This is a genomic window from Pseudomonas sp. Arb-4-2C (assembly GCF_055755015.1).
On record NZ_CM146899.1, the window covers coordinates 4,378,442 to 4,400,498 of the forward strand.

At 61.4% G+C, this 22,057-nt stretch carries 18 protein-coding genes and 1 pseudogene; 13 read left to right on the forward strand and 6 right to left on the reverse strand.

The features are described 5' to 3' along the window. Positions 1 to 143 precede the first annotated feature (143 nt). Together argJ and secA are read right to left on the reverse strand one after the other, a co-directional pair. Positions 144 to 1,361 carry a bifunctional glutamate N-acetyltransferase/amino-acid acetyltransferase ArgJ gene (argJ, locus tag AC0J41_RS19895; RefSeq protein ID WP_025112771.1) on the reverse strand — a complete coding sequence of 406 codons (1,218 nt, stop codon included), beginning with the start codon at positions 1,359 to 1,361 and terminating at the stop codon, positions 144 to 146. A gap of 122 nt (positions 1,362 to 1,483) precedes the next feature. Beyond that, positions 1,484 to 4,219, reverse strand: a complete 2,736-nt coding sequence (secA, locus tag AC0J41_RS19900; protein ID WP_473013388.1) for a preprotein translocase subunit SecA — start codon at positions 4,217 to 4,219, stop codon at positions 1,484 to 1,486. Between the two features lie 308 nt (positions 4,220 to 4,527). Between secA and AC0J41_RS19905 the strand changes: the two genes are divergently transcribed. Next, positions 4,528 to 4,983: a DUF721 domain-containing protein gene (locus AC0J41_RS19905; protein WP_473013389.1), complete on the forward strand. Its 456-nt coding sequence runs from the start codon at positions 4,528 to 4,530 to the stop codon at positions 4,981 to 4,983. A gap of 125 nt (positions 4,984 to 5,108) precedes the next feature. Here the strand turns inward: AC0J41_RS19905 and AC0J41_RS19910 are convergent, their stop codons facing one another. After that, a complete protein-coding gene (locus tag AC0J41_RS19910) occupies positions 5,109 to 6,596 on the reverse strand; it encodes a helicase HerA-like domain-containing protein (RefSeq protein WP_025112768.1) in 1,488 nt (495 codons plus the stop codon). Positions 6,597 to 6,783: 187 nt separating this feature from the next. Here AC0J41_RS19910 and AC0J41_RS19915 point away from each other — a divergent pair. The 5 genes and pseudogenes from AC0J41_RS19915 to AC0J41_RS19935 all read left to right on the forward strand — a co-directional run. Then, positions 6,784 to 7,815, forward strand: a pseudogene (locus tag AC0J41_RS19915) (HAMP domain-containing protein); the annotation flags it as partial. Between the two features lie 93 nt (positions 7,816 to 7,908). Further along, positions 7,909 to 8,673: a methyl-accepting chemotaxis protein gene (locus AC0J41_RS19920; protein ID WP_473016025.1), complete on the forward strand. Its 765-nt coding sequence runs from the start codon at positions 7,909 to 7,911 to the stop codon at positions 8,671 to 8,673. Between the two features lie 275 nt (positions 8,674 to 8,948). Next, a complete protein-coding gene (locus AC0J41_RS19925; RefSeq protein WP_473016026.1) occupies positions 8,949 to 10,040 on the forward strand; it encodes a glycosyltransferase family 4 protein in 1,092 nt (363 codons plus the stop codon). Beyond that, on the forward strand, positions 10,033 to 10,809 hold the full coding sequence (locus tag AC0J41_RS19930) for a DUF2334 domain-containing protein (RefSeq protein WP_473013390.1): 777 nt from the start codon (positions 10,033 to 10,035) through the stop codon (positions 10,807 to 10,809). The genes AC0J41_RS19925 and AC0J41_RS19930 overlap by 8 nt, the downstream gene beginning before the upstream one ends. Further along, positions 10,806 to 11,804, forward strand: coding sequence for a lysylphosphatidylglycerol synthase transmembrane domain-containing protein (locus tag AC0J41_RS19935; RefSeq protein WP_473013391.1), 999 nt, complete (start codon positions 10,806 to 10,808; stop codon positions 11,802 to 11,804). Before AC0J41_RS19930 ends, AC0J41_RS19935 begins: the two co-directional genes overlap by 4 nt. Here AC0J41_RS19935 and AC0J41_RS19940 read toward each other — a convergent pair. After that, positions 11,788 to 11,964: a hypothetical protein gene (locus tag AC0J41_RS19940; protein ID WP_473013392.1), complete on the reverse strand. Its 177-nt coding sequence runs from the start codon at positions 11,962 to 11,964 to the stop codon at positions 11,788 to 11,790. The two genes, AC0J41_RS19935 and AC0J41_RS19940, sit on opposite strands and share 17 nt — an antisense overlap. Before the next feature lie 87 nt (positions 11,965 to 12,051). Further along, a complete protein-coding gene (gene purU / locus AC0J41_RS19945; protein ID WP_025112763.1) occupies positions 12,052 to 12,900 on the reverse strand; it encodes a formyltetrahydrofolate deformylase in 849 nt (282 codons plus the stop codon). Between the two features lie 339 nt (positions 12,901 to 13,239). Between purU and mvaT the strand changes: the two genes are divergently transcribed. Further along, entirely contained in the window at positions 13,240 to 13,617 is a 378-nt protein-coding gene (mvaT, locus tag AC0J41_RS19950) for a histone-like nucleoid-structuring protein MvaT (RefSeq protein WP_003227581.1), read from the forward strand. A gap of 103 nt (positions 13,618 to 13,720) precedes the next feature. On the opposite strand, the gene sbcB is transcribed toward mvaT, so the two are convergent. Then, a complete protein-coding gene (gene sbcB / locus AC0J41_RS19955) occupies positions 13,721 to 15,151 on the reverse strand; it encodes an exodeoxyribonuclease I (RefSeq protein WP_473013393.1) in 1,431 nt (476 codons plus the stop codon). Positions 15,152 to 15,332: 181 nt separating this feature from the next. Between sbcB and AC0J41_RS19960 the strand changes: the two genes are divergently transcribed. Genes AC0J41_RS19960 through AC0J41_RS19985 form a run of 6 tightly spaced genes read left to right on the forward strand, consistent with a single transcriptional unit; the run spans position 15,333 to position 22,049 of the window. Then, entirely contained in the window at positions 15,333 to 16,058 is a 726-nt protein-coding gene (locus tag AC0J41_RS19960; protein WP_473013394.1) for an RDD family protein, read from the forward strand. Further along, entirely contained in the window at positions 16,055 to 17,032 is a 978-nt protein-coding gene (locus AC0J41_RS19965; protein WP_473013395.1) for a stage II sporulation protein M, read from the forward strand. Before AC0J41_RS19960 ends, AC0J41_RS19965 begins: the two co-directional genes overlap by 4 nt. Then, on the forward strand, positions 17,019 to 18,566 hold the full coding sequence (locus AC0J41_RS19970; protein ID WP_473013396.1) for a DUF4129 domain-containing protein: 1,548 nt from the start codon (positions 17,019 to 17,021) through the stop codon (positions 18,564 to 18,566). Before AC0J41_RS19965 ends, AC0J41_RS19970 begins: the two co-directional genes overlap by 14 nt. After that, positions 18,563 to 19,726, forward strand: coding sequence for a DUF4350 domain-containing protein (locus tag AC0J41_RS19975; protein WP_473013397.1), 1,164 nt, complete (start codon positions 18,563 to 18,565; stop codon positions 19,724 to 19,726). Before AC0J41_RS19970 ends, AC0J41_RS19975 begins: the two co-directional genes overlap by 4 nt. Continuing rightward, positions 19,723 to 20,724: an AAA family ATPase gene (locus tag AC0J41_RS19980; protein ID WP_473013398.1), complete on the forward strand. Its 1,002-nt coding sequence runs from the start codon at positions 19,723 to 19,725 to the stop codon at positions 20,722 to 20,724. Before AC0J41_RS19975 ends, AC0J41_RS19980 begins: the two co-directional genes overlap by 4 nt. After that, positions 20,721 to 22,049 carry a DUF58 domain-containing protein gene (locus AC0J41_RS19985; RefSeq protein ID WP_473013399.1) on the forward strand — a complete coding sequence of 443 codons (1,329 nt, stop codon included), beginning with the start codon at positions 20,721 to 20,723 and terminating at the stop codon, positions 22,047 to 22,049. The genes AC0J41_RS19980 and AC0J41_RS19985 overlap by 4 nt, the downstream gene beginning before the upstream one ends. Positions 22,050 to 22,057 lie beyond the last annotated feature (8 nt).

Consider the following 22,057-nt stretch of genomic DNA (forward strand, 5'->3'; position numbering starts at 1 on the left):
CGTTGGGACTTGCGGTGTCTGGACCACCGTCTTCGCGAGCAGGCTCGCTCCCACATAGGATCTTCAGTGCACACAAACTGTGTGTACGGCAGAAAACCGTGTGGGAGCGAGCCTGCTCGCGAAAGCCACGACTCGGTCTTGGATCAGGTGCGGTACTCGGCGTTGATCTTCACGTATTCATGCGACAGGTCGGTGGTCCAGATGGTTTCGCTGCAATCGCCACGACCCAGTTCGATGCGGATGGTGATCTCTTCCTGCTGCATCACTGCCGAGCCCTGCGCTTCAGTGTAGGTCGCTGCACGAGCGCCACGGCTGGCGATGCACACGTCGCCGAGGAACACGTCGATCTTGCTCACATCCAGATCCGGCACGCCAGCACGACCAACGGCAGCCAGAATGCGGCCCCAGTTCGGGTCGGAAGCGAACAGCGCGGTCTTGATCAGCGGCGAGTGCGCTACGGTGTAGCCGACGTCCAGACATTCCTGATGATTGCCGCCGCCATTCACTTCAACGGTGACGAACTTGGTCGCGCCTTCGCCGTCACGCACGATCGCCTGTGCCACGTCCATGCACACTTCGAACACCGCTTGCTTGAGCTTGGCGAACAGCTCTCCTTCAGCACGGGTGATTTGCGGCAGTGCAGCCTTGCCGGTGGCAATCAGCATGCAGCAGTCGTTGGTCGAGGTGTCGCCATCGATGGTGATGCGGTTGAACGACTTGTTGGCGCCGTCGAGCATCAGGTTATGCAGCACATCACGGGAGACCTTGGCGTCAGTGGCGATGTAACCGAGCATGGTCGCCATGTTCGGACGGATCATGCCCGCACCTTTGCTGATACCAGTGACGGTGATGGTCACACCGTCATGCTGGAACTGGCGGCTGGCCCCCTTTGGCAGGGTGTCGGTGGTCATGATGCCGGTGGCGGCGGCTTCCCAGTTGTTTTCCGACAGGTCGTCCAGCGCCGCTTGCAGTGCGCCTTCGATCTTCTCGACGGGCAGTGGCTCACCGATCACGCCGGTGGAGTAAGGCAGAATCTGGCTGGCATCGACGCCCGTCAGTTCAGCCAGCTTCGCGGTCGTGCGCTCGGCGGCAGCCAGGCCTGGCTCACCGGTGCCGGCGTTGGCGTTGCCGGTGTTGGTCAGCAGGTAACGCACGGCGTTCTGTACACGTTTTTTCGCCAGGATCACCGGAGCGGCACAAAAGGCGTTCAACGTGAACACGCCGGCCACGGTCGAACCTTCGGCGCAGCGCATCACTACCACATCCTTGCGCCCGGGGCGCTTGATGCCGGCCGAGGCGATACCGAGTTCAAAACCGGCAACCGGGTGCAACGTTGGCAAAGGACCAAGACCAACAGCCATGAATGCGCTCCTTACTCAATGATGTCAGCACCGCTCACAGTGATGGCGGTGGTTTAAATGGCAAAACGCCGCGACGGCAGGAGCCGGTCGCGGCGCGGGTATTTCAGCGATTGAAACGGGGTTTACTGGATCTGCCCGTGGCAATGCTTGAACTTCTTGCCCGAACCGCAGTAGCACAGTTCGTTGCGGCCCAGCTTCTGCTCGTTGCGAACCGGCGCGGTGGCGAGGGCCACATCGACCTCTTCACCGAGTATTTCCGGCTGGTCCAGACCAGGGGCCTCAGCGTGTTCGAACTGCATGCGGGCGGCCAGTGCTTCAGCTTCCTCACGCAGGCGTTGCTCTTCGGCTTCCGGATCTTCGCGGCGCACCTGAACGTGCGACAGCACACGGATAGAGTCGCGCTTGATCGAATCCAGCAGCTCGGAGAACAGCGTGAACGACTCGCGCTTGTATTCCTGCTTCGGGTTCTTCTGAGCGTAGCCACGCAGGTGGATGCCGTGACGCAGGTGGTCCATGGTCGACAGGTGGTCTTTCCACAGGTCGTCCAGGACGCGCAGTACGATTTGCTTCTCGAAGGAGCGCAGCGCTTCGGCACCGGCCTGGTCTTCTTTCTCGTTGTACGCGGCCATCAGCTCGACCATCAGCTTCTCGCGCAGGGTCTCTTCGTACAGGTGATCATCTTCGTCGAGCCATTGCTGGATCGGCAGTTTCACCCCGAAGTCGCTGGCAATCGACGCTTCCAGACCGGCCACATCCCACTGCTCTGGCAGCGATTGCGGCGGAATGTGGGCGCTGACGGTGGCGTTGAGTACGTCCTGACGGAAATCGGCGATGGTTTCACCGATGTTGTCGGCGGCCAGCAACGTGTTACGCATGTGATAGATCACTTTACGCTGTTCGTTGTTGACGTCATCGAACTCGAGCAGTTGCTTACGAATATCGAAGTTGCGGCCTTCAACCTTGCGCTGCGCCTTCTCGATCGCGTTGGTCACCATACGGTGCTCGATCGCTTCGCCCGGCTGCATGCCCAGGGCTTTCATGAAGTTCTTCACCCGGTCAGAGGCGAAAATACGCATCAGGCTGTCTTCCAGCGACAGGTAGAAGCGGCTCGAACCGGCGTCACCCTGACGGCCGGCACGGCCACGCAACTGGTTGTCGATACGACGCGATTCGTGACGCTCGGAGGCAATTACCTGCAGACCGCCGGATTCCAGCACTTGCTGGTGACGCTTCTGCCAGTCGGCCTTGATCTGGGCAATCTGCTCAGGGGTCGGGTCTTCCAGCGACGCAACTTCAACTTCCCAGTTACCGCCCAACAGGATGTCAGTACCACGACCGGCCATGTTGGTGGCAATGGTCAGAGCCCCCGGACGACCGGCCTGCGCGATGATTTCAGCTTCTTTTTCGTGGAACTTGGCGTTCAGGACCTTGTGTTCGATGCCTTCTTTCACGAGCAATGCGGACATGTGCTCGGAGGTTTCGATGGTGGCAGTACCCACCAGCACCGGACGACCGGCCGCCATGCTTTCCTTGATGTCCGCAACGATGGCCGCGTACTTCTCTTCGGCGGTCAGGAACACCAGGTCGTTGAAGTCTTTACGCGCCAACGGTTTGTTCGGCGGAATGACCATCACTTCCAGACCGTAGATCTGGTGGAATTCGAACGCTTCGGTGTCGGCGGTACCGGTCATGCCGGACAGCTTGGTGTACAGACGGAAGTAGTTCTGGAACGTGGTCAACGCCAGGGTCTGGCTCTCGGCCTGGATGTTCAGGCCTTCTTTGGCTTCGATCGCCTGGTGCAGGCCTTCGGACAGACGGCGGCCCGGCATGGTACGACCGGTGTGTTCGTCAACCAGTACGACCTGGCCATCCTGCACGATGTATTCAATGTTGCGATTGAACAGTTTGTGCGCACGCAGACCGGCATAGACGTGGGTCAGCAGGCCCAGGTTATGTGCCGAGTACAGGCTCTCGCCTTCAGCCAGCAGGCCGACGCCGGTGAGCATGTCTTCGATGAACTGGTGACCGGCTTCGTTGAGTTCGACCTGACGGGTCTTCTCGTCAACGGTGTAATGGCCAGCCTTGGTGACTTCGCCTTCGACCTCTTCAACATGCAATTCCAGCTGCGGGATCAGTTTATTGATCTCCATGTACAGCTTGGAGCTGTCCTCGGCCTGACCGGAGATGATCAGCGGAGTACGCGCTTCGTCGATGAGGATGGAGTCGACTTCGTCGATCACGGCAAAGTTGAGTTCGCGCTGGAATTTTTCTTCCATGCTGAACGCCATGTTGTCGCGCAGGTAGTCGAAACCGAATTCGTTGTTGGTGCCGTAGGTGATGTCGGCGGCGTATGCCAGACGCTTCTCTTCCGGCGGCTGGAACGGCGTCACGACGCCGACGGTCAGGCCGAGGAATTCATACAGCGGACGCATCCAGTTGGCGTCACGACGCGCCAGGTAGTCGTTCACCGTCACAACGTGCACGCCCTTGCCGGACAGCGCGTTGAGGTAAACACCCAGGGTCGCTACGAGGGTTTTACCCTCACCGGTGCGCATTTCGGCGATTTTGCCTTCGTGCAAGGTCATGCCACCGACGAGCTGTACGTCGAAGTGGCGCATGCCCATGATGCGCTTGCCGGCTTCACGGGCGACCGCAAAGGCTTCTGGCAGCAGCTTGTCGAGGGTTTCCCCTTTGGCGATGCGGGCCTTGAACTCATTGGTCTTGGCGCGCAATTGATCGTCCGAAAGGGCCACCATTTGCTCTTCGAAGGCATTGACGAGCTGCACCGTCTTGAGCATGCGTTTGACTTCACGCTCATTCTTGCTTCCAAAAAGTTTCTTTAACAAAGGCGCAAACATATCGGCAGGATCTTCCACACTAAAGGGATGGAGGGCGGCCCCGTGAGCGTCGCCCGTGCAGCCCTCATGGCCGCATGCGAACGAGCATTCTACCCGGAAACGGAAGTGAGGAAAGTGGCGATATTCCACGATGCTGGCACTGCGCTTTGACGGGGCTCACTTAAAATAGGGGCGTTTTGCTCAACTTCAAGTCATACAAGGAAGAAGTTAGTCGTTGATTTAATGGGTAAAGCGGGGGCAAAAGCAATGGGCGAGTGATTTCGGCCTTTCTGCTACCATGGCGATTCTGTTACTTCAGGTGTTCGATCATGGCATTTCGCCCGCTTACAGCCAGAGCTCCCGCCGCTCTGCTTCGCGAAGCCAGGCCGCTAAAAGCCATCCTCGGCCATGCCCAACGCCTGGGTCATCTGCAACGCCTGCTCGAAAGCCAACTGCAACCTGCCGCTCGCGCGCACTGCCATGTGGCAAAGTGGCGTGAAGGCGAACTGTCACTGGTTGTGACTGACGGCCATTGGGCCACGCGCCTGCGCTACCAGCAAAAACGCCTGCAACGGCAACTGCAACTGTTCGAAGAATTCGCCAGCCTGACGCGGATCAAATTCACGGTACGACCACCGATCGTGCAGCACGGGGCTGCCGGGCACACGATGGACCTGTCGAGTGATGCGGCAGCGACCATTCAGTCGACGGCCGACGGGATCAGCGATCCGGGTTTGCGTGCAGCGCTTGAGCGCCTGGCGGCGCACGCCAAAGACAAGACCTGACAGCTTTCTGAGTGTGGGAGCGGGCTTGCTCGCGAAAACGGTGTGTCATTCAACCAAGATGGCGTCTGACACGGCCTCTTCGCGAGCAAGCCCGCTCCCACAATTGGATCTGCTGCAAGCAGGGATCAGCGGCGCTTGCTGCCACCGAGTAACGACCCCATCAAACCGCGCACCAATTGCTTGCCGAGATTATTGGCAGCCTGGCGCATGGCCGATTTCAGCGCTTGGCCGGCGGCGGTGCCGAGGAATTCCCCTGCCCTGTCGGCCAGGCTCGGCTCCTCGGCGGCCGGCTTGCCCACGGGGGCTTCAGCCTCCGGCGCCAAGCCTTTACGGCCCATCAGGATTTCATACGCCGACTCGCGATCGATCGGCTTGTCATAACGCCCCTTGAACGGCGAGCCGGCGATCAGCAGCGTGCGCTCGGTTTCGCTCAATGGCCCGATCCGCGATTGCGGCGGCGCCACCAGCACGCGCTGGACCATCTCCGGTGTGCCTTTTTCCTGCAACGTACCGACCAGCGCTTCGCCGATGCCCAGTTCCGTCAATACCGACAACGTGTCGAACGCCGGATTCGGCCGGAAGCCATCGGCCACCGCCCGCAGGGATTTCTGTTCCTTGGCGGTAAACGCGCGCAAGCCGTGCTGGACCCGCAGGCCAAGCTGCGCCAGCACGTTATCCGGCAGGTCGCCCGGCGATTGGGTGACGAAATACACGCCGACGCCTTTCGAGCGAATCAGCCGCACCACTTGTTCCAGCCGGTCCTGCAACGCCTTGGGCGTATCGCCGAACAGCAAATGCGCCTCATCGAAAAACAGCGCCAGCAGCGGCTTGTCGGCATCGCCCCGCTCCGGCAACTGCTCGAACAATTCGGCCAACAGCCACAGCAGGAACGTCGCGTAGACCTTCGGCGCCTCGTGTACCAGACGACTGGCATCAAGCAAATGAATGCGCCCACGACCGTCAGCTGCCGGCTGCAGAATGTCTTGCAGTTGCAGCGCCGGTTCGCCGAACAAAGCTTCAGCGCCCTGCTGTTCCAGGGTCGCAAGCCGTCGCAACAGCGCCTGGCTGGAGCCGGTCGTCATCAATGCAGCGTCTTCGCCGAGCAGTTGCGGGTTGTCCTTGAGGTGATTGAGCAACGCCTTGAGGTCTTTCAGGTCCAGCAACAGCAGGCCTTCGCGGTCCGCCACTTTAAAGGCCGCGTACAACGCCGACTGCTGACTGTCGGTCAGTTCCAGCAGGCTGCCGATCAGCAGCGGGCCCATTTCACTCAAGGTGGTGCGCAACGGATGACCGGACTCACCGTGAATGTCCCACAGCGTCACCGGATAAGCCTGCGGTTTGTAGTCGAGCCAGGGCATCCCGGCGATGCGCTCGGCGACCTTGCCCTGCGGATTGCCAGCAGCGCCGAGGCCGCACAGGTCACCCTTGATGTCAGCGGCGAACACTGCCACCCCGGCGTCACTGAACGCCTCGGCGAGGCGCTGCAAGGTCACTGTCTTGCCGGTTCCGGTCGCGCCGGCGATCAGCCCGTGCCGGTTCGCCAGGCGCATGGCCTGAGCAATCGGTTGCCCCGCCAGATCGGCACCGATAACGAGTTGCGATGTGTCAGGCATTTTGTCACCTATGGTTAATCTTTAATTCGCGATGGCCGATAAACAAGGCGAGTACCCGACCGAAAGGTCGAGTCGGACATTTCCCTAAGGAGAGACGGAAATATCAGTTGGTTTTCACCCTTGCCCATATTGCGCGTCTTTATAAAAGCACGCCCAGGACATTAAGACCTTAGCGGAACCCCAAGCCATGAACAAAAATCTGCGCTTCAGCCATAAAATTTTGCTTGCCGCCGCCCTCATCGTCATCGCCGCCTTCGCCTCGTTCACGCTGTACAACGACTGGCTGCAACGCAACGCGATCCGCGATGACCTGAACAACTATCTCAACGAGATGGGCGAAGTCACTGCCGACAACATTCAGACCTGGCTCAACGGGCGCATTCTGCTGGTGGAGAACGCCGCCCAGAACATCGCCATCAATCCGGAACCGGCCAACGTCGCCAGCCTGCTGGAACAGAAATCCCTGACCTCGACGTTCATGGCCACTTACCTGGGCGATGCCACCGGCCACTTCACCATCCGTCCGGACGTGAAGATGCCGGACGGTTTCGACCCTCGGGTTCGCCCTTGGTACAAAGGCGCCGAGAGCAGCAGCGCCTCGACGCTGACCGAACCGTACATCGATGCCGCCACCGGCCAGTTGATCATCTCCATCGCCACCGCTTCGAAAAAGGCCGGCCAGAGCGTTGGCGTGGTCGGCGGCGACCTGAGTCTGCAAACCCTGGTCGATACCCTCACCGCCCGCGACTTTTCCGGCATGGGTTACGCGTTCCTGGTCAGCGCCGACGGCAAGATCCTGGTGCACCCGGACAAGGCGCTGGTGATGAAGTCGCTGAAAGAGGCCTACCCGCAGGACACCCCGCGCATCAGCAGCGATTTCAGTGAAATCACTGTCGACGGCAAGACCCGCATCGTCAGCTTCACGCCGATCAAGGGCCTGCCATCGGTGAACTGGTACATCGGTCTGTCGGTGGACAAGGACAAAGCTTTCTCGATGCTCAGCGAGTTCCGCACCTCGGCAGTGATCGCCACCGTGATCGCGGTGGTCATCATCATTGCGCTGCTGGGCATGCTGATTCGCCTGCTGATCCAGCCGCTGCACGTCATGACCCGCGCCATGGAAGACATCGCCGACGGCGAAGGCGACCTGACCAAACGCCTGACCATCGTCAATAACGATGAATTTGGTGTGCTGGGTACCGCATTCAACCGTTTCGTGGAGCGCATTCACGGTTCGATCCGCGAAGTGTCTTCCGCCACCGGGCAAGTCAACGAGGTCGCCCTGCGCGTGGTCGCGGCGTCCAACTCGTCGATGTACAACTCCGATCAGCAAGCCTCGCGCACCAGCAGCGTCGCCGCCGCGATCAATCAGCTGGGCGCCGCCGCTCAGGAAATCGCGCGCAATGCCGCGCAAGCCTCGAACCAGGCCAGCGACGCCCGTGGCCTCGCCGAAGACGGCCAGCAAGTGGTGGATCGCAGCATCAAGGCGATGAATCAACTGTCGAGCATGCTCAGCGCGTCCAGCAGCAACATCGAGTCGCTGAACAGCAAGACCGTGAACATCGGGCAGATCCTGGAAGTGATCACCAGCATCTCCCAGCAAACCAACCTGCTGGCCCTCAATGCCGCCATCGAAGCGGCGCGTGCCGGTGAGGCTGGCCGTGGTTTTGCGGTGGTGGCGGACGAAGTGCGCAACCTGGCGCATCGCACCCAGGAATCGGCGCAGCAGGTACAGACCATGATCGAGGAGCTGCAAGTCGGCGCCCGGGAGTCGGTGAGCACCATGAGCGACAGCCAGCGCCATAGCCAGGACAGCGTGGAAATCGCCAACCTCGCCGGCGAGCGCCTCAACAGCGTGACCCTGCGCATCGGTGAGATCGACGGGATGAACCAGTCGGTGGCGACCGCGACCGAGGAACAGACCGCGGTGGTCGAGTCGATCAACGTCGACATCACCGAAATCAACACACTGAACCAGGAAGGCGTGGAAAACCTGCAGGCAACGTTGCGCGCCTGTTCGGATCTGGAGCAACAGGCTGCGCGTCTGAAGCAGCTGGTAGGCAGTTTCCGCATCTAAGATCAAAAGCCTTCCCCCTCACCCCAACCCTCTCCCCTAGGGGGGCGAGGGGGAAGGGAGCCGATCTTCAAGCTTTTCAAACCTGAGCTCGACTCCGACTTTCAGGTAAAGCCAAAACACCTCGGTCAGTCCCCTCTCCTCCGGGAGAGGGTCAGGGTGAGGGGCACTTCAGCTGCACCGCGTATTCCCGACCGAACATCTATTCTGGATAAAGGTCAACCAAGGGAGTGCAACGCAGCGGAGGGTTGATCACCGTGCACATCGCCGACATCACCATGTTTTACGCCCCGGCCAGCGGCGGCGTACGCACCTATCTGGACGCCAAGCACCGCCGCTTGAGCGTCAAACCCGGAATTCGCCACAGCCTGCTGATTCCCGGCGCGCATTTGGGTGAACACGACGGTGTCTACACGGTGCCCGCGCCTGCCCTGCCCTTCGGCAAAGGCTATCGCTTCCCGCTGCGCCTCGCGCCGTGGCGCAACGTTCTGCAGGATTTACAGCCGGATCTGATTGAAGTCGGCGACCCGTATCTCACCGCGTGGGCGGCGCTGGACGCACGGCGCCAACTGGATGTGCCGGTGATCGGCTTTTACCACTCGGACCTGCCGTTGCTGGTCGGCAACCGCATGGGCCATTGGCTCACGCCGAATGTCGAGGCGTACGTCACCAAACTCTACGGCAACTTCGACCGGGTGCTGGCGCCCAGCCAGGTAATGGCCGACAAGCTCACGGGCCTTGGGGTGCGCAACGTGTTCGTGCAGCCGCTGGGGGTGGACCTGCAAACTTTCCACCCTGACGCCCGCGACAGCGGCCTGCGCGCTGAACTGGGCATTGCCGAGGACACGCGTCTGCTGATCTTTGCCGGGCGCGGTTCCAAAGAGAAAAACCTGCCCGTACTGCTCAAGTGCCTGCAACGTCTCGGCCCGCGCTATCACCTGCTGCTGGTTGGCTCGTCGATGCCAGTGGTGGTCCCGGACAATGTCAGCGTCATCGATTCGTTCTGCCCCGCGCCCACCGTCGCCCGCTTGATGGCCAGTGCCGACGCCCTGCTGCATGCCGGTGATCAGGAAACCTTTGGCCTGGTGATCCTTGAAGCCATGGCGTGCGGCACTCCGGTTGTTGCGGTGGCCGCCGGGGCGTTCGAGGAAATCATTCACGAAGACTGCGGCGTGCTGTGTCTGCCGAATAACCCGCAAGCCATGGCCAACGCCGTGCGCGAACTGTTCAGTCGCGGTTGCGTGAAACTCGGCCAGCAGGCGCGGCAACATGTCGAACGGCATTACGCCTGGGACAGCGTGGTCGACAGCCTGCTCGGTCATTACCACGCGGTCCTTGGCCAATCATTGCCACGGGTGGCCAATGGCTGATTCCACCAACTGCCACGCCGTGCTGCTGGTGCTGCACGACGTAGCGCCGTCGACGTGGGCGGATTATCGGCCGTTTGTCGAAGCCGTCGACGCGATCGGCGGCGTACCGATGACCTGGCTTGTGGTTCCGGACTTCCATGGACACGACGCACTTGAGGATCATCCAGCGTTTTGCCGAATGCTTGGCGAGCGGCTTGCCCGTGGCGATGAACTGGCCCTGCACGGCTACTACCATGATGACCGCGAGCCAACGCCAACCACGCCCCGCGACTGGTTCATGCGCCGGATCTACACCCATGAAGGCGAATTTTATCGTTTGTCGCGCGACGCCGCGCTGGCTCGTCTGCGCGCCGGCATCGAGCTGTTCCAGCGCAATAACTGGCCGTTGCACGGTTTTGTCGCCCCGGCCTGGCTGATGAGCGAGGGGACGCGCCTGGCCCTTCGCGAGTTGCCATTGCGCTACACCAGCGACCCGCAACATCTTTTTCAATTGCCTGATTTCACCCCCATCGACGCTCCGGGCCTGGTCTGGAGCGCACGCAGTGCCTGGCGCCGGGGCGTGTCGAAACTCGTCTGCGAGCAGCGTGAACAGCACTGGCGCGACGCCGCGGTGATTCGTCTAGGCTTGCACCCGGTGGACATGCGCCACCGGTTCGCGCGCGACTATTGGCTGCACACCCTTGAACGACTGCTGGCGGAAGGACGCAAGCCCATGAGCAAAATCGACTGGCTCACCCATCAACGCGAGTGCATGGGGCGCGCGGCATGAGTCGCGGCATTGTGCTGTTGATCGGCCTGCTTGCCGCCATCCTGATTCCGGTGCTGCTCGGCGGCGGTGAGATCGGCGCGCGGCTGCAGAACTTTCCGCTGCAATGGCTGCTGATCATGTTCGGCATGATCCTGCTCTGCTGGGGCATCAACACCCTGCGCCTGCGTCTTTTACTGGGCGATCAACGCGAGCGGGTAACACCGCTGAAAAGCCTCGGCGTGGTCATGGCGGCGGAGTTTGCCTACTGCGCCACTCCCGGTGGCAGTGGCGGGCCACTGACGATCATGGCGTTGCTGGCCCGCTGCGGCGTGCGCCCGGCCCGGGGCAGCGCGGTGTTTGCCATGGATCAGTTGAGTGACCTGCTGTTCTTCCTCTGCGCTTTGAGCGGCATTCTGATTTATGCATTGTTTCAGCACCTCAACGACCGCCTGGAATGGTTGCTGATAGTCAGCGCCGTGTCGCTGTTCAGCGGGTTGTTCAGTTGTGTGCTGCTGGCGCGCTACCACCGTCGCCTGATCCGCCTGAGCGGGCGCCTGCTCGCCCGCCTGAACGTGCAGCCCGCGACGCGCAGGCGCTGGGCGCGCAAGCTGTTGCACTTTCTCGATGCGTTTATCGACACACTCAAGCTGCCGTGGCAGACCCTGGTCAAGGTGTTCGCCCTGACCTGCATGCACTGGCTGCTGCGTTACAGCGTGTTGTACCTGGCCTTGCGCGGGCTGGGCGCGGAGCTGCAATGGGCCTGGAGTTTCCTGGTGCAGATGCTCTCGCTGGGCGCCGGTCAGATGAGCCTGTTGCCCGGTGGCGCGGGCGCTGCGGAGCTGACGTCGGCGGCGCTGCTGGCGCCGATGGTCGGCAAATCCACCGCTGCAGCGGCGATCCTGATCTGGCGGGTGGTGACGTTCTACTTCTATCTGCTGGTGGGCGGCCCGGTATTTCTATTGATGCTGGGACGGCCGCTGCTCAAAAAGCTGCTGAAGATCAGGCAGGTTTCTTAGGCTCATCCGGTTCCTCCCTGAGCTGTTCCCACAGTTCTGCCGCGCCGGAAAACTCGGTGCCGTCTTCCGGGCTCAGGTCATCCGGGTCATAGCGGCTCAGGCAGCCCTCGCCCACAGTGGCAGGCGCTTGCGAAGTGGCTTTGTCCAGTGGATCGCTCACGGGCAGTTCCTCAAGGATTGAAACGAAAAAGGGCCTGGGACGATTGAACGCCCAGGCCCTTCATTATTCAAGCATGCGTGGGTTCGATCAGAACACCACGGTCTTGTTGCCGTGCACCAGCACGCGATCTTCGAGGTGATAACGCAGGCCACGGGCCAACACCATCTTCTCGACGTCACGGCCGAAACGCACCATGTCTTCAATGCTGTCGCTGTGGCTGACACGCACCACGTCCTGCTCGATGATCGGACCGGCGTCCAGCTCCTCGGTGACGTAGTGGCAGGTCGCGCCGATCAGCTTCACGCCGCGCAGCGACGCCTGATGGTACGGCTTGGCGCCAACGAACGACGGCAGGAAGCTGTGGTGAATGTTGATCACCTTGTGCGCGTATTCGCGGCACAGCGACGGCGGCAGGATCTGCATGTAGCGCGCCAGCACCACCACTTCGGCGTCGTGCTGTTTGACCAGACGCGACACTTCGGCGAATGCCGGTTCCTTGTCCTGCGGATTGACCGGGACATGGTAATAAGGAATGCCGTGCCACTCGACCATGCTGCGCAGGTCATTGTGGTTGGAAATCACGCAGGAGATTTCGCAGTCGAGCTCATCACTGTGCCAGCGGTGCAGCAGGTCAGCCAGGCAGTGCGATTCGCGGCTGGCCATCAGCACCACGCGTTTTTTCTGCTCGGTGTCGGTGATGCGCCAGTCCATCGAGAACTCTTCGGCGATCGGCGCAAACTTCTCGCGCAGCACTTCAATACCGAACGGCAGCGAATCGGCACGAATTTCGTGACGCATGAAGAACCAGCCATTCTGATTGTCCGAATGGTGGCTCGCTTCGGTGATCCAGCCGTTGTGGGATGCCAGAAAGTTACTGACTTTGGCAACGATGCCAACGCGGTCAGGGCAGGAAATCACCAACCGAAAGGTGCGCATGGGGGGAAAACTCCAGAACTTCGCAAAGGCGGCCATTCTAGCGACTGCGCGCGCAAACTGCAGTATTGATGACCATATCCCTCCTGGAAGGCGGGATTCAGCGCTTCTCGGCGTCACGCGCACCAAGGTCACGACGCTCAGTGGCACTGCCCGCACAGATAATTGTGAATATTCGTGATGACTGCATCACATTTATTTAAATGCGCATTCAATTTACCGGTTATTTCACGCAACTAATTCAAATAAAAAAACCGGTTAAATGTTTACTTGATGAAACAGCCTGACTATTATTGCGGCACTGTCCCCTGCCATTCAACACATCCGCATAAGGTAGTTACCATGTCCTTGATCAACGAATATCGTGCCACTGAAGAAGCAATCAAAGAGCTGCAAGCCCGTTTGAAGAACCTGTCGCAAGACGACAAATTGCAAGCCGAGCTGGAATTCGAAGGCAAACTGCGCACCCTGATGGGCGAATACTCCAAATCCCTGCGCGACATCATCGCCCTGCTGGATCCAGAATCGAAAACCAAGGGCACCCGTGGCGCCGCAGTAAAAACTACTGGCACCAAGCGCGCACGCAAAGTTAAACAATACAAAAACCCGCACAACGGCGAAGTCATCGAAACCAAAGGTGGCAACCACAAGACTCTGAAAGAGTGGAAAGCCAAGTGGGGCGGTGACGTGGTTGAAGGCTGGGCTACCCTGCTGGGCTAAGCCGCCACGCCGGTCGCCGATTGATTCGGTGGCCCATGAAAAACGCCAGCATATGCTGGCGTTTTTTTATGCGCGGCCTTTCATGGGCACACTATGTTCGATTTCAAAGATTCAAACGTTTGCGCAATGCCTCGACATAATTCTGCCACTCATTGAGCACTTGACCCTGTATCGGCGTAGCACTAAGCGCCCATTGCTGCGCGGCGTCGGCAAAAGAGCTCAGGGTATTAGGTGCGCCCATTTGTGGGTCGGACAAACGCTGCTGGCAGAATATTCTCCAGCGCTCTTGCTCTGCAGAATTCAACGTATCGGGAAAGTTGCGTGCGCGATATCGAAAGAGTAATTCAGGCAAACGTTCATCATCGAACGGCCAGTGCTCTTGCGCTAATTGCGCCGGATCTGCCGTCCTCACTTGCTCGCATAGACGCCGATCGCGATCACCGATAAATCCATCGTACAACTGCTGTTCCGGGTCTTCGCTCGGGGTGAAGTCTTCGCTGGCGTAAATCGCCGCAACTTTATCTTTCCAAACTTGTTGTGCGTCACTTAGCCGCAGCGCGCGCGCCTGATAGAGCGCCATGTCCAGGCCCAGGCGCTGCTGATCGTCGGCGCGCAACACCGACAACGGTGCCACCACCGGGCAACGATTGATGTGGATCAGTTTGAGCGGCACCGGCAGTTCGCCCTCGGCCAACTCGTCACGACGGGTGTAAAGGCGCTGGCGCAGGGTCTCGGCGTCCAGATCCAGCAAGCCTTGCGGATCAAGGTGCAGGTCACAGACGATCAGGGCATTGCGATTGCGCGGATGCCAGGCCAATGGCAGCACCACACCGACATAGTGGCGAGCCGCCGAAAAGCGCCCGGAGATGTGCACCATCGGCTGCAACAGGCGAATCTGGTCCATGACCTTCTGCTTGCTGCGCAGTTGAAACAGCCAGTCATACAACTTCGGCTGTTTCTCACGGATCAACCGCGCCAGAGCGATAGTGGCGCGCACGTCCGACAGTGCTTCGTGGGCATGCCCATGGTCGATATGGTTGGCGGCCGTCAGGCGTTCGAGCTTGAGGGTGACCTTGCCTTCATCATCGGTCGGCCAGACCAGACCATCAGGGCGCAGCGCATAAGCGGCGCGCACCACATCGATCAGATCCCAGCGACTGTTGCCGCCCTGCCACTCGCGTGCGTACGGGTCGAAAAAGTTGCGGTACAAACTGTAGCGGGTCATCTCGTCGTCGAAACGCAAGGTGTTGTAACCCGCGCCGCAAGTGCCGGGCGCCGCCAGTTGCGTGTGCACCCGGGTCATGAAGTCGGCTTCGCTCAGGCCCTGCTCGGCGAGACGGCTCGGGGTAATGCCGGTGATCGCGCACGCTGCGGGATGCGGCAGGATATCTTCGCTGGGCTGGCAGTAGAGATTGACCGGCTCGTCGATTTCATTGAGGTCGTGGTCGGTGCGAATCCCCGCGACCTGCAGCGGGCGGTCGCTGCGGGGATTGATGCCGGTGGTTTCGTAGTCGTACCAGAAGATTGAAGTCACGGGCGGTTCCTGAACTGAAGATCGGCGAAGTCTAGGCGTTGAACCGCCATCGCGGCCAGCGCTCTGTCATTCAACCATCGCGCATCACACGATGTGCAATACATAGTTATGTCGTTTCCCCCCAAGAGGCTGCTAGCATCGGGCAGACTTCGCATCCCGATCAGGCCCCATCAGGTAGCCCATGCTCGAGAACACAGCAGCGCCACGGAAAGCACCGCTGAACCCGCCACTCGATACCCGCTATCAAGTGGAAACCCCGGAGGGCATCGACCTGCCGTTGCGCCCGGCCGGTCTGATGGTACGTACCCTCGCATTTGGCATCGACCTGGGCATTCGCGGTGCGCTCATCGGTGTGCTGTTCGTGGCGCTGGCATTTCTCGGCCAGCTCGGCATGGGCCTCGGGTCGCTGCTGCTGTTTGTCATCAGCTGGTGGTACATGGTGCTGTTCGAAGTGCTGCGTCAGGGCCGCTCGCCGGGCAAACAATGGATGGGCCTGCGGGTGATTCACGATAACGGCACACCGATCGGCTGGTCGGCCTCACTGCTGCGCAACCTGTTGCGATTTGTCGACCTGCTGCCGTTCGGCTATTTCCTCGGTGCCATCAGTTGCCTGCACCACCCGACCTTCAAGCGCCTGGGCGACATCGCCGCCGGCACCCTGGTGGTCTACAGCGAGCGTCCCCTGCTCCGTCCGCAACTACCTGACGCCCAACCGCGCAGCTCGCCCGTACCGCTCAATCTCAGCGAGCAACGCGCGCTGCTGGCCTTCGCCGAACGCCAGGCTGAACTGTCGCCGGCGCGGGTCAATGAACTCGCCGCCCTGCTGGCCCAGCCGCTGCACCTCTCGGCACCCAAAGCGGTCAGCGAACTCAACGGCATCGCCCGCGGCTTGTTGGGGCCGACATGAAGCAGAGTCTTTTTGAAGCCCGCCACAAGGCCGAATGGGAGCGCTTCACGCTGGCCCTCGAACGCCTCGAACACGGCAAGGACACCTCGCAGGCGGCGAGCTTTCCCAAGGCTTATCGACGTCTGTGCCAGCATCTGGCGTTGGCCCAGGAACGCGGCTACAGCAGCTTTCTGATCGACTCGCTGCAGCAACAGGTGCTGCGCGGCCACCAGCAGTTGTATCGGCACCGCAGTCGATTCGGCGCCAACCTGCTGGGGTTCATCCTCGCTGATTTCCCCCGGCTGGTGCGCGCCGAATGGCCGTTCGTGCTGGCCGCCGGCCTGTTGTTTTTCGGCAGCCTGATCGGTTTTGCGCTGCTGGTGTATGGCTATCCCGAGCTGGTCTATAACCTGATCCCCGCCGAACAGGTGCGCGAGATGCAGAGCATGTACGACCCGGTGGCCGGCCACCTCGGACGCTCAGCCGAACGCGCTGCCAGTGAAGACTGGGTGATGTTCGGGTACTACGTGATGCACAACATCGGGATCGCCTTCCAGACTTTCGCCAGTGGCTTGCTGCTGGGCCTGGGCAGTGCGTTTTTCCTGCTCTACAACGGGCTGATCATCGGCGCGGTGGCCGGGCATCTGACCGAGATCGGTTTTGGCCAGACGTTCTGGTCGTTCGTGATCGGCCACGGTGCTTTCGAACTGACGGCCATTGCCCTGGCGGGAGCTGCAGGGTTGAAACTGGGCTGGGCACTGATCGCTCCCGGCCGCCTGACGCGCGGCGAAGCACTGCAACACGCCGCGCGCAAAAGCGTCCTGCTGGTTTGCGGGGTCATGCTGTTCCTGCTGATCGCGGCGTTCATTGAAGCGTACTGGTCATCGAAGACCGGGATCGCCCCGCGGACCAAGTACGCGGTCGGTGCATCTTTATGGATTGCGGTGGCGGTCTACCTGCTGTTTGCCGGAAGGACCCGCCATGCGCCTGAGTGATGCCAGCGTAGCAATCCGCCCGCGCAGCACGTGGGAAGCCATGGACCTGGGTGTGCTCATGAGTCAGCAGCACCGGCGCCTGCTGATGACCAGTTGGGCCATCGTCACCCTGCCGCTGTTCGCCCTGCTGACGTTGTTGCTGTGGGATTCGCCGTCACTCGCCGTGTTCATTTTCTGGTGGCTTAAACCGGCCTGCGAACGCCTGCCGCTGTACATCCTGTCCAAGGCCCTGTTCGGTGAAACACCCACACTGAAACAAGCCTTGCGCGAATTTCCCCGGCTGCTCAAACCGCAACTGCTGGCCAGCCTGACCTGGCGTCGTCTGAGCCTGAGCCGCAGCTTTCTGCTGCCGGTGCTGCAGCTCGAAGGCCTGGACGGCACGGCCCGCCAGCAACGCCTGCAGGTGCTGCTGCAACGCAATGCCGGCGCCGCGCAATGGCTGACGATCATCGGCGTGCATCTGGAGACCGCGCTGTGGATCGGCCTGATGGTGCTGTTCTACATGCTGCTGCCACAGCAGATCGAAACCGACTGGGACTGGCAGTCCTTGATCCTCGATGCCGATCACCACTGGCGCTGGCTGGAGCACTTGACCAACGCCTTTTACTCGCTGGTGCTGGTGATCTGGGAACCGGTGTATGTCGCCTGCGGTTTCAGCCTGTATCTGAATCGGCGCACCACACTCGAAGCCTGGGACATCGAGTTAGTGTTCCGCCGTTTGCGCCAGCGTCTGAACAGCAGCGTTCTGGGTTGGCTGCTGGCCGTCTGCCTTTTGCTGCCGGCGGTGCCACCCGTATGGGCCGCAACCGATCCCGCCAGCGCCCCGCAGGCGCCACGACTGCTGCACCAACCGCTGACCAGTCAGGCTTCACACGACAGCATCAAGGCGTTGCTTGAACAACCACCGTTCAAGAACAAGGAAACCGTGACCCGTTATCGCTTCGGCGACGACCCGGCCACCCCGGCCGAGGTCACGCCCGGTGAGGCGCCACCCTGGTTGAAAACGCTGCTCGGATGGCTCGACGGTCAACGTTTCAATGCATTGGCCACCTTGGTTGAGGTGTTGCTGTGGGCGGCGTTGATCGCTGCTGTCGGCTGGCTGATCTGGCGCTATCGCGAGTTTCTGCGCACCTTCGTCAGTCGCCGGACGAAGCTGCCCGCGCGCTGCAAGCCACCCGCGCCGCAGCAGGCATTCGGCCTGGACCTGAACCCGCAATCCCTGCCCGATGACATCGCCGCCAGCGCCGAACAACTCTGGCAAGACCAGCCACGCGCCGCGTTGGGGCTGCTCTATCGCGGCTTGCTCAGCCGCCTGCTGCACGACTTTGACCTGACGTTGAAACCCGCCGATACCGAGCATCAGGTGCTGCAGCGGGTCGAACAATTGCAGCGTCCTGAACTGCTGACGTTCAGCCGTACCCTGACGCTGCACTGGCAGAACATGGCCTACGGGCATCGCGTGCCGGCGGTGCATCTGCAACAGGAACTGTGTGATGGCTGGCGTGCCCTGTTCGGCCCGGGAGCGCGCGCTTGAACCGGCGCAACGCGTGGCTGATCAGCGGGCTGATCGTTGCCCTGCTCGCAGCGTTGATTGTCTATCTGTACCTCAAGGCCAGGCCTTATCAGGAAGTGATCGATCACGGCCCTTCGCCCCAGGCCCAGGCCAACCCGTATCTGGCCGCTGAAATGTTCCTGCGCGAGCGCGGCCTCAACGTCGGCCATGCTGAAACGCTGGCGGTGCTGCCCGACATCGACCCGCGCCGGCACACCCTGCTGTTGTTTGGTGAGCGCTCACGGATGACCCCGCGCCAGGTCGATCAGGTGTTGAACTGGGCCCGCGCCGGCGGACGCCTGGTGTTCGTCGCCGAAGCGCTATGGGATGAGCAGGCCAGACAAAGCGATGACCTGTTGCTGGACCGGGTGCAACTGCACCAGTCACTGAGCAAGAACCTCAAGGAACCACCGGCGGAGCTGGCCGATGATCCGTACCCGAACCTGACCAAACTCTATCTGGAAGACGAGGACGCCCCGGCCTACGCCGGTTTCGACACCGCGTTTCATCTGGAAGACCCGAAGAATCTCGCGCAAGCCTGGGCCAACAGCGCCAAGGCCACGCACATGATGCAACTGGCCTACGGCCTCGGCTCGATCACCGTGGTCACCGATGCCGAGCTGTGGAAGACCTCGGCCATCAGCCAACACGACAATGCCTGGCTGCTCTGGTACCTGAGCGCCGACACCGACGTCACGCTGATTTTCAACACCGCCCACGACGGCCTGCCGACCCTGCTCTGGCGCTATTTCCCGCAAGCCATCGTTGCCCTGCTGGCACTGATCGCCCTGGGTTTGTGGCACGTCGCTGTGCGCCACGGGCCACTGCTCGCGCCCGCCCCCCGTGGCCGTCGGCAGTTGCAGGAACACCTGCGTGCCAGCGCCGATTTCATCCTGCGCCACAATGGCCAGCACACGCTGTTGCAAGCCCTGCAACAGGACGTGCTGCGCCGCGCCCGACGCCGCCATCCCGGCTTCGACCAGTTGAACGTGGCCGAGCAATGGCTGGTGCTGTCGCGCCTGACCCGCCAGCCGACCCGCGCCATCAGCCAGGCCCTGAGCCCGGTGCCGAAACAGCGCATGAGCAGCGCTGATTTCAGCCGCCAGGTGGCCCACCTGCAAACCTTGAGGAACACGCTATGACTGAACACATCGAGCCCGGCAGCGCCAGCCACGCCGCCCAGCAACGCCAGCGCGCCAGCCAGCTGGCGCAAGCGGTGCGCGGTGAATTGCAGAAGGCCCTGATCGGTCAGAACGCGGTGATCGACGACGTTCTGACGGCGCTGATTGCCGGCGGCCATGTGCTGCTCGAAGGCGTCCCCGGGCTGGGCAAAACCTTGCTGGTGCGGGCGCTGGCGCGGTGCTTCGGCGGTGAGTTCGCGCGCATCCAGTTCACCCCGGACCTGATGCCCAGCGACGTCACCGGCCACGCGGTGTACGACCTGCACACCGAGCAGTTCAAACTGCGCAAGGGGCCGCTGTTCACCAACCTGCTACTGGCCGACGAGATCAACCGTGCACCGGCGAAAACCCAGGCGGCGTTGCTCGAAGCCATGCAGGAGCGTCAGGTCACCCTTGAAGGGCGGGCGCTGCCCATCGCCCAGCCGTTCATGGTGCTCGCCACGCAAAACCCGATCGAACAGGAAGGCACCTACCCACTGCCGGAAGCCGAGCTCGACCGCTTCATGCTCAAGGTGCGCATGGACTACCCGGATGCCGAGCAGGAATTGAGCATGGTGCGTCAGGTCAGCCGCTCGACCCGCGCCGACATGCTCGACGTGCAGCCGCTGCGCACGGTTCTGCAAGCCAAGGATGTGCAGGCTCTGCAACGCATTGCCAGTGATCTGCCACTGGACGATCAGGTGCTCGATTACGCCGTGAGGCTGGCGCGCAGCACCCGCTCCTGGCCCGGCCTGACCCTCGGCGCCGGGCCGCGAGCGTCCATCGCGCTGGTGCGTTGTGCCCGCGCCCGTGCGTTGCTGCGCGGTGGCGAGTTCGTGATCCCCGATGACATCAAGGGCTGCGCGCTCTCGGTGCTGCGCCATCGGGTACGGGTGGCGCCCGAACTGGACATCGAAGGTCTGCAGGTCGATCAAGTGCTGCAGCAACTGCTCGACCAAGTACCGGCGCCGCGCCTGTGAAACCGTCACGCCTGCTGTTGATCTGGCTGGCAGTGCTGCTGGCCATCGGCACGCTGCTGGGCACCGTGCAGGCACTCGACATCCCGACCCCTGCCAGCCTGTCGGCGATCAGTTGGGGGTTGCTGCTGGCCCTGCTGGTGCTGGCGCTGCTCGACGCCATCCGCCTGCAGCGCCTGCCCTCGCCCCTCGTACGACGGCAGATGCCCGGCAGCCTCGCACTCGGCCGCTGGAGCGAAGTTCGGCTGCAGGTCAGTCACGACTTCAATGAGCCGGTAACGCTGGAGATGTTCGATCACGTGCCACCGGGGCTGAGTTTCGAAAACCTGCCGCTGACGCTCGAGCTGCAACCCGGCCAGTTCAGCGAGGTCGGTTATCGCCTGCGCCCGCTCAATCGCGGTCACTTCACCTTCGGGCATTGCGAAATCAACCTGCCCAGCCCGCTGGGTCTGTGGTCAGGCAAACGCCTGCTCGAGGTGAGCGACGAGATTCGCGTCTACCCGGACTTCGCCAAGCTCTACGGCGGGCAGTTGCTGGCGGTGGACAACTGGCTCAGCCAGCTCGGTGTGCGCCAGCGCCAGCGTCGCGGGCAAGGCCTGGAATTTCATCAACTGCGCGAATTTCGCGAAGGCGACAGCTTGCGCCAGATCGACTGGAAGGCGACTGCCCGGCAGCGCACGCCGATCGCCCGGGAATACGAAGACGAGCGCGACCAGCAAATCATCTTCATGCTCGATTGCGGCCGGCAAATGCGCAGCCAGGATGGCGAGTTGTCGCATTTCGACCATGCGCTGAATGCCTGTCTGCTGCTGAGTTACGTCGCGCTGCGTCAGGGTGATGCGGTGGGATTGAGCACCTTTGCCGGCGATCAACCGCGATATCTAGCGCCGTCAAAAGGCGCCGGGCAACTCAACGTTTTGCTTAACGCCGTCTACGATCTGGCGAGCAGCCAACGTCCGGCTGACTACCAGACAGCTGCGCAGCAGCTACTGACCCGTCAGAAACGCCGAGCGCTGGTTATCCTGGTGACCAATCTGCGCGATGAAGAGCAAGGCGAACTGACCAACGCAGTCGAACACCTGAACCGTCAGCATCAAGTGCTGGTGGTCAGTCTGCGCGAAGCAACGCTCGACCAGTTGCGTCAGACCCCGGTGCAAACCCTGCCTGAAGCACTGGCCTATTGCGGCACGGTCGACTACCTCAACGCCCGGGCTGAATTGCATGAGCGGATGCAGGCTCATGACGTAATGGTGCTGGACGCTCGCCCCGAAGTCATGAATGTCGAACTTTTGACCCGATATCTGGCATGGAAGAAAACGGGAGCTTAAAACCTGCG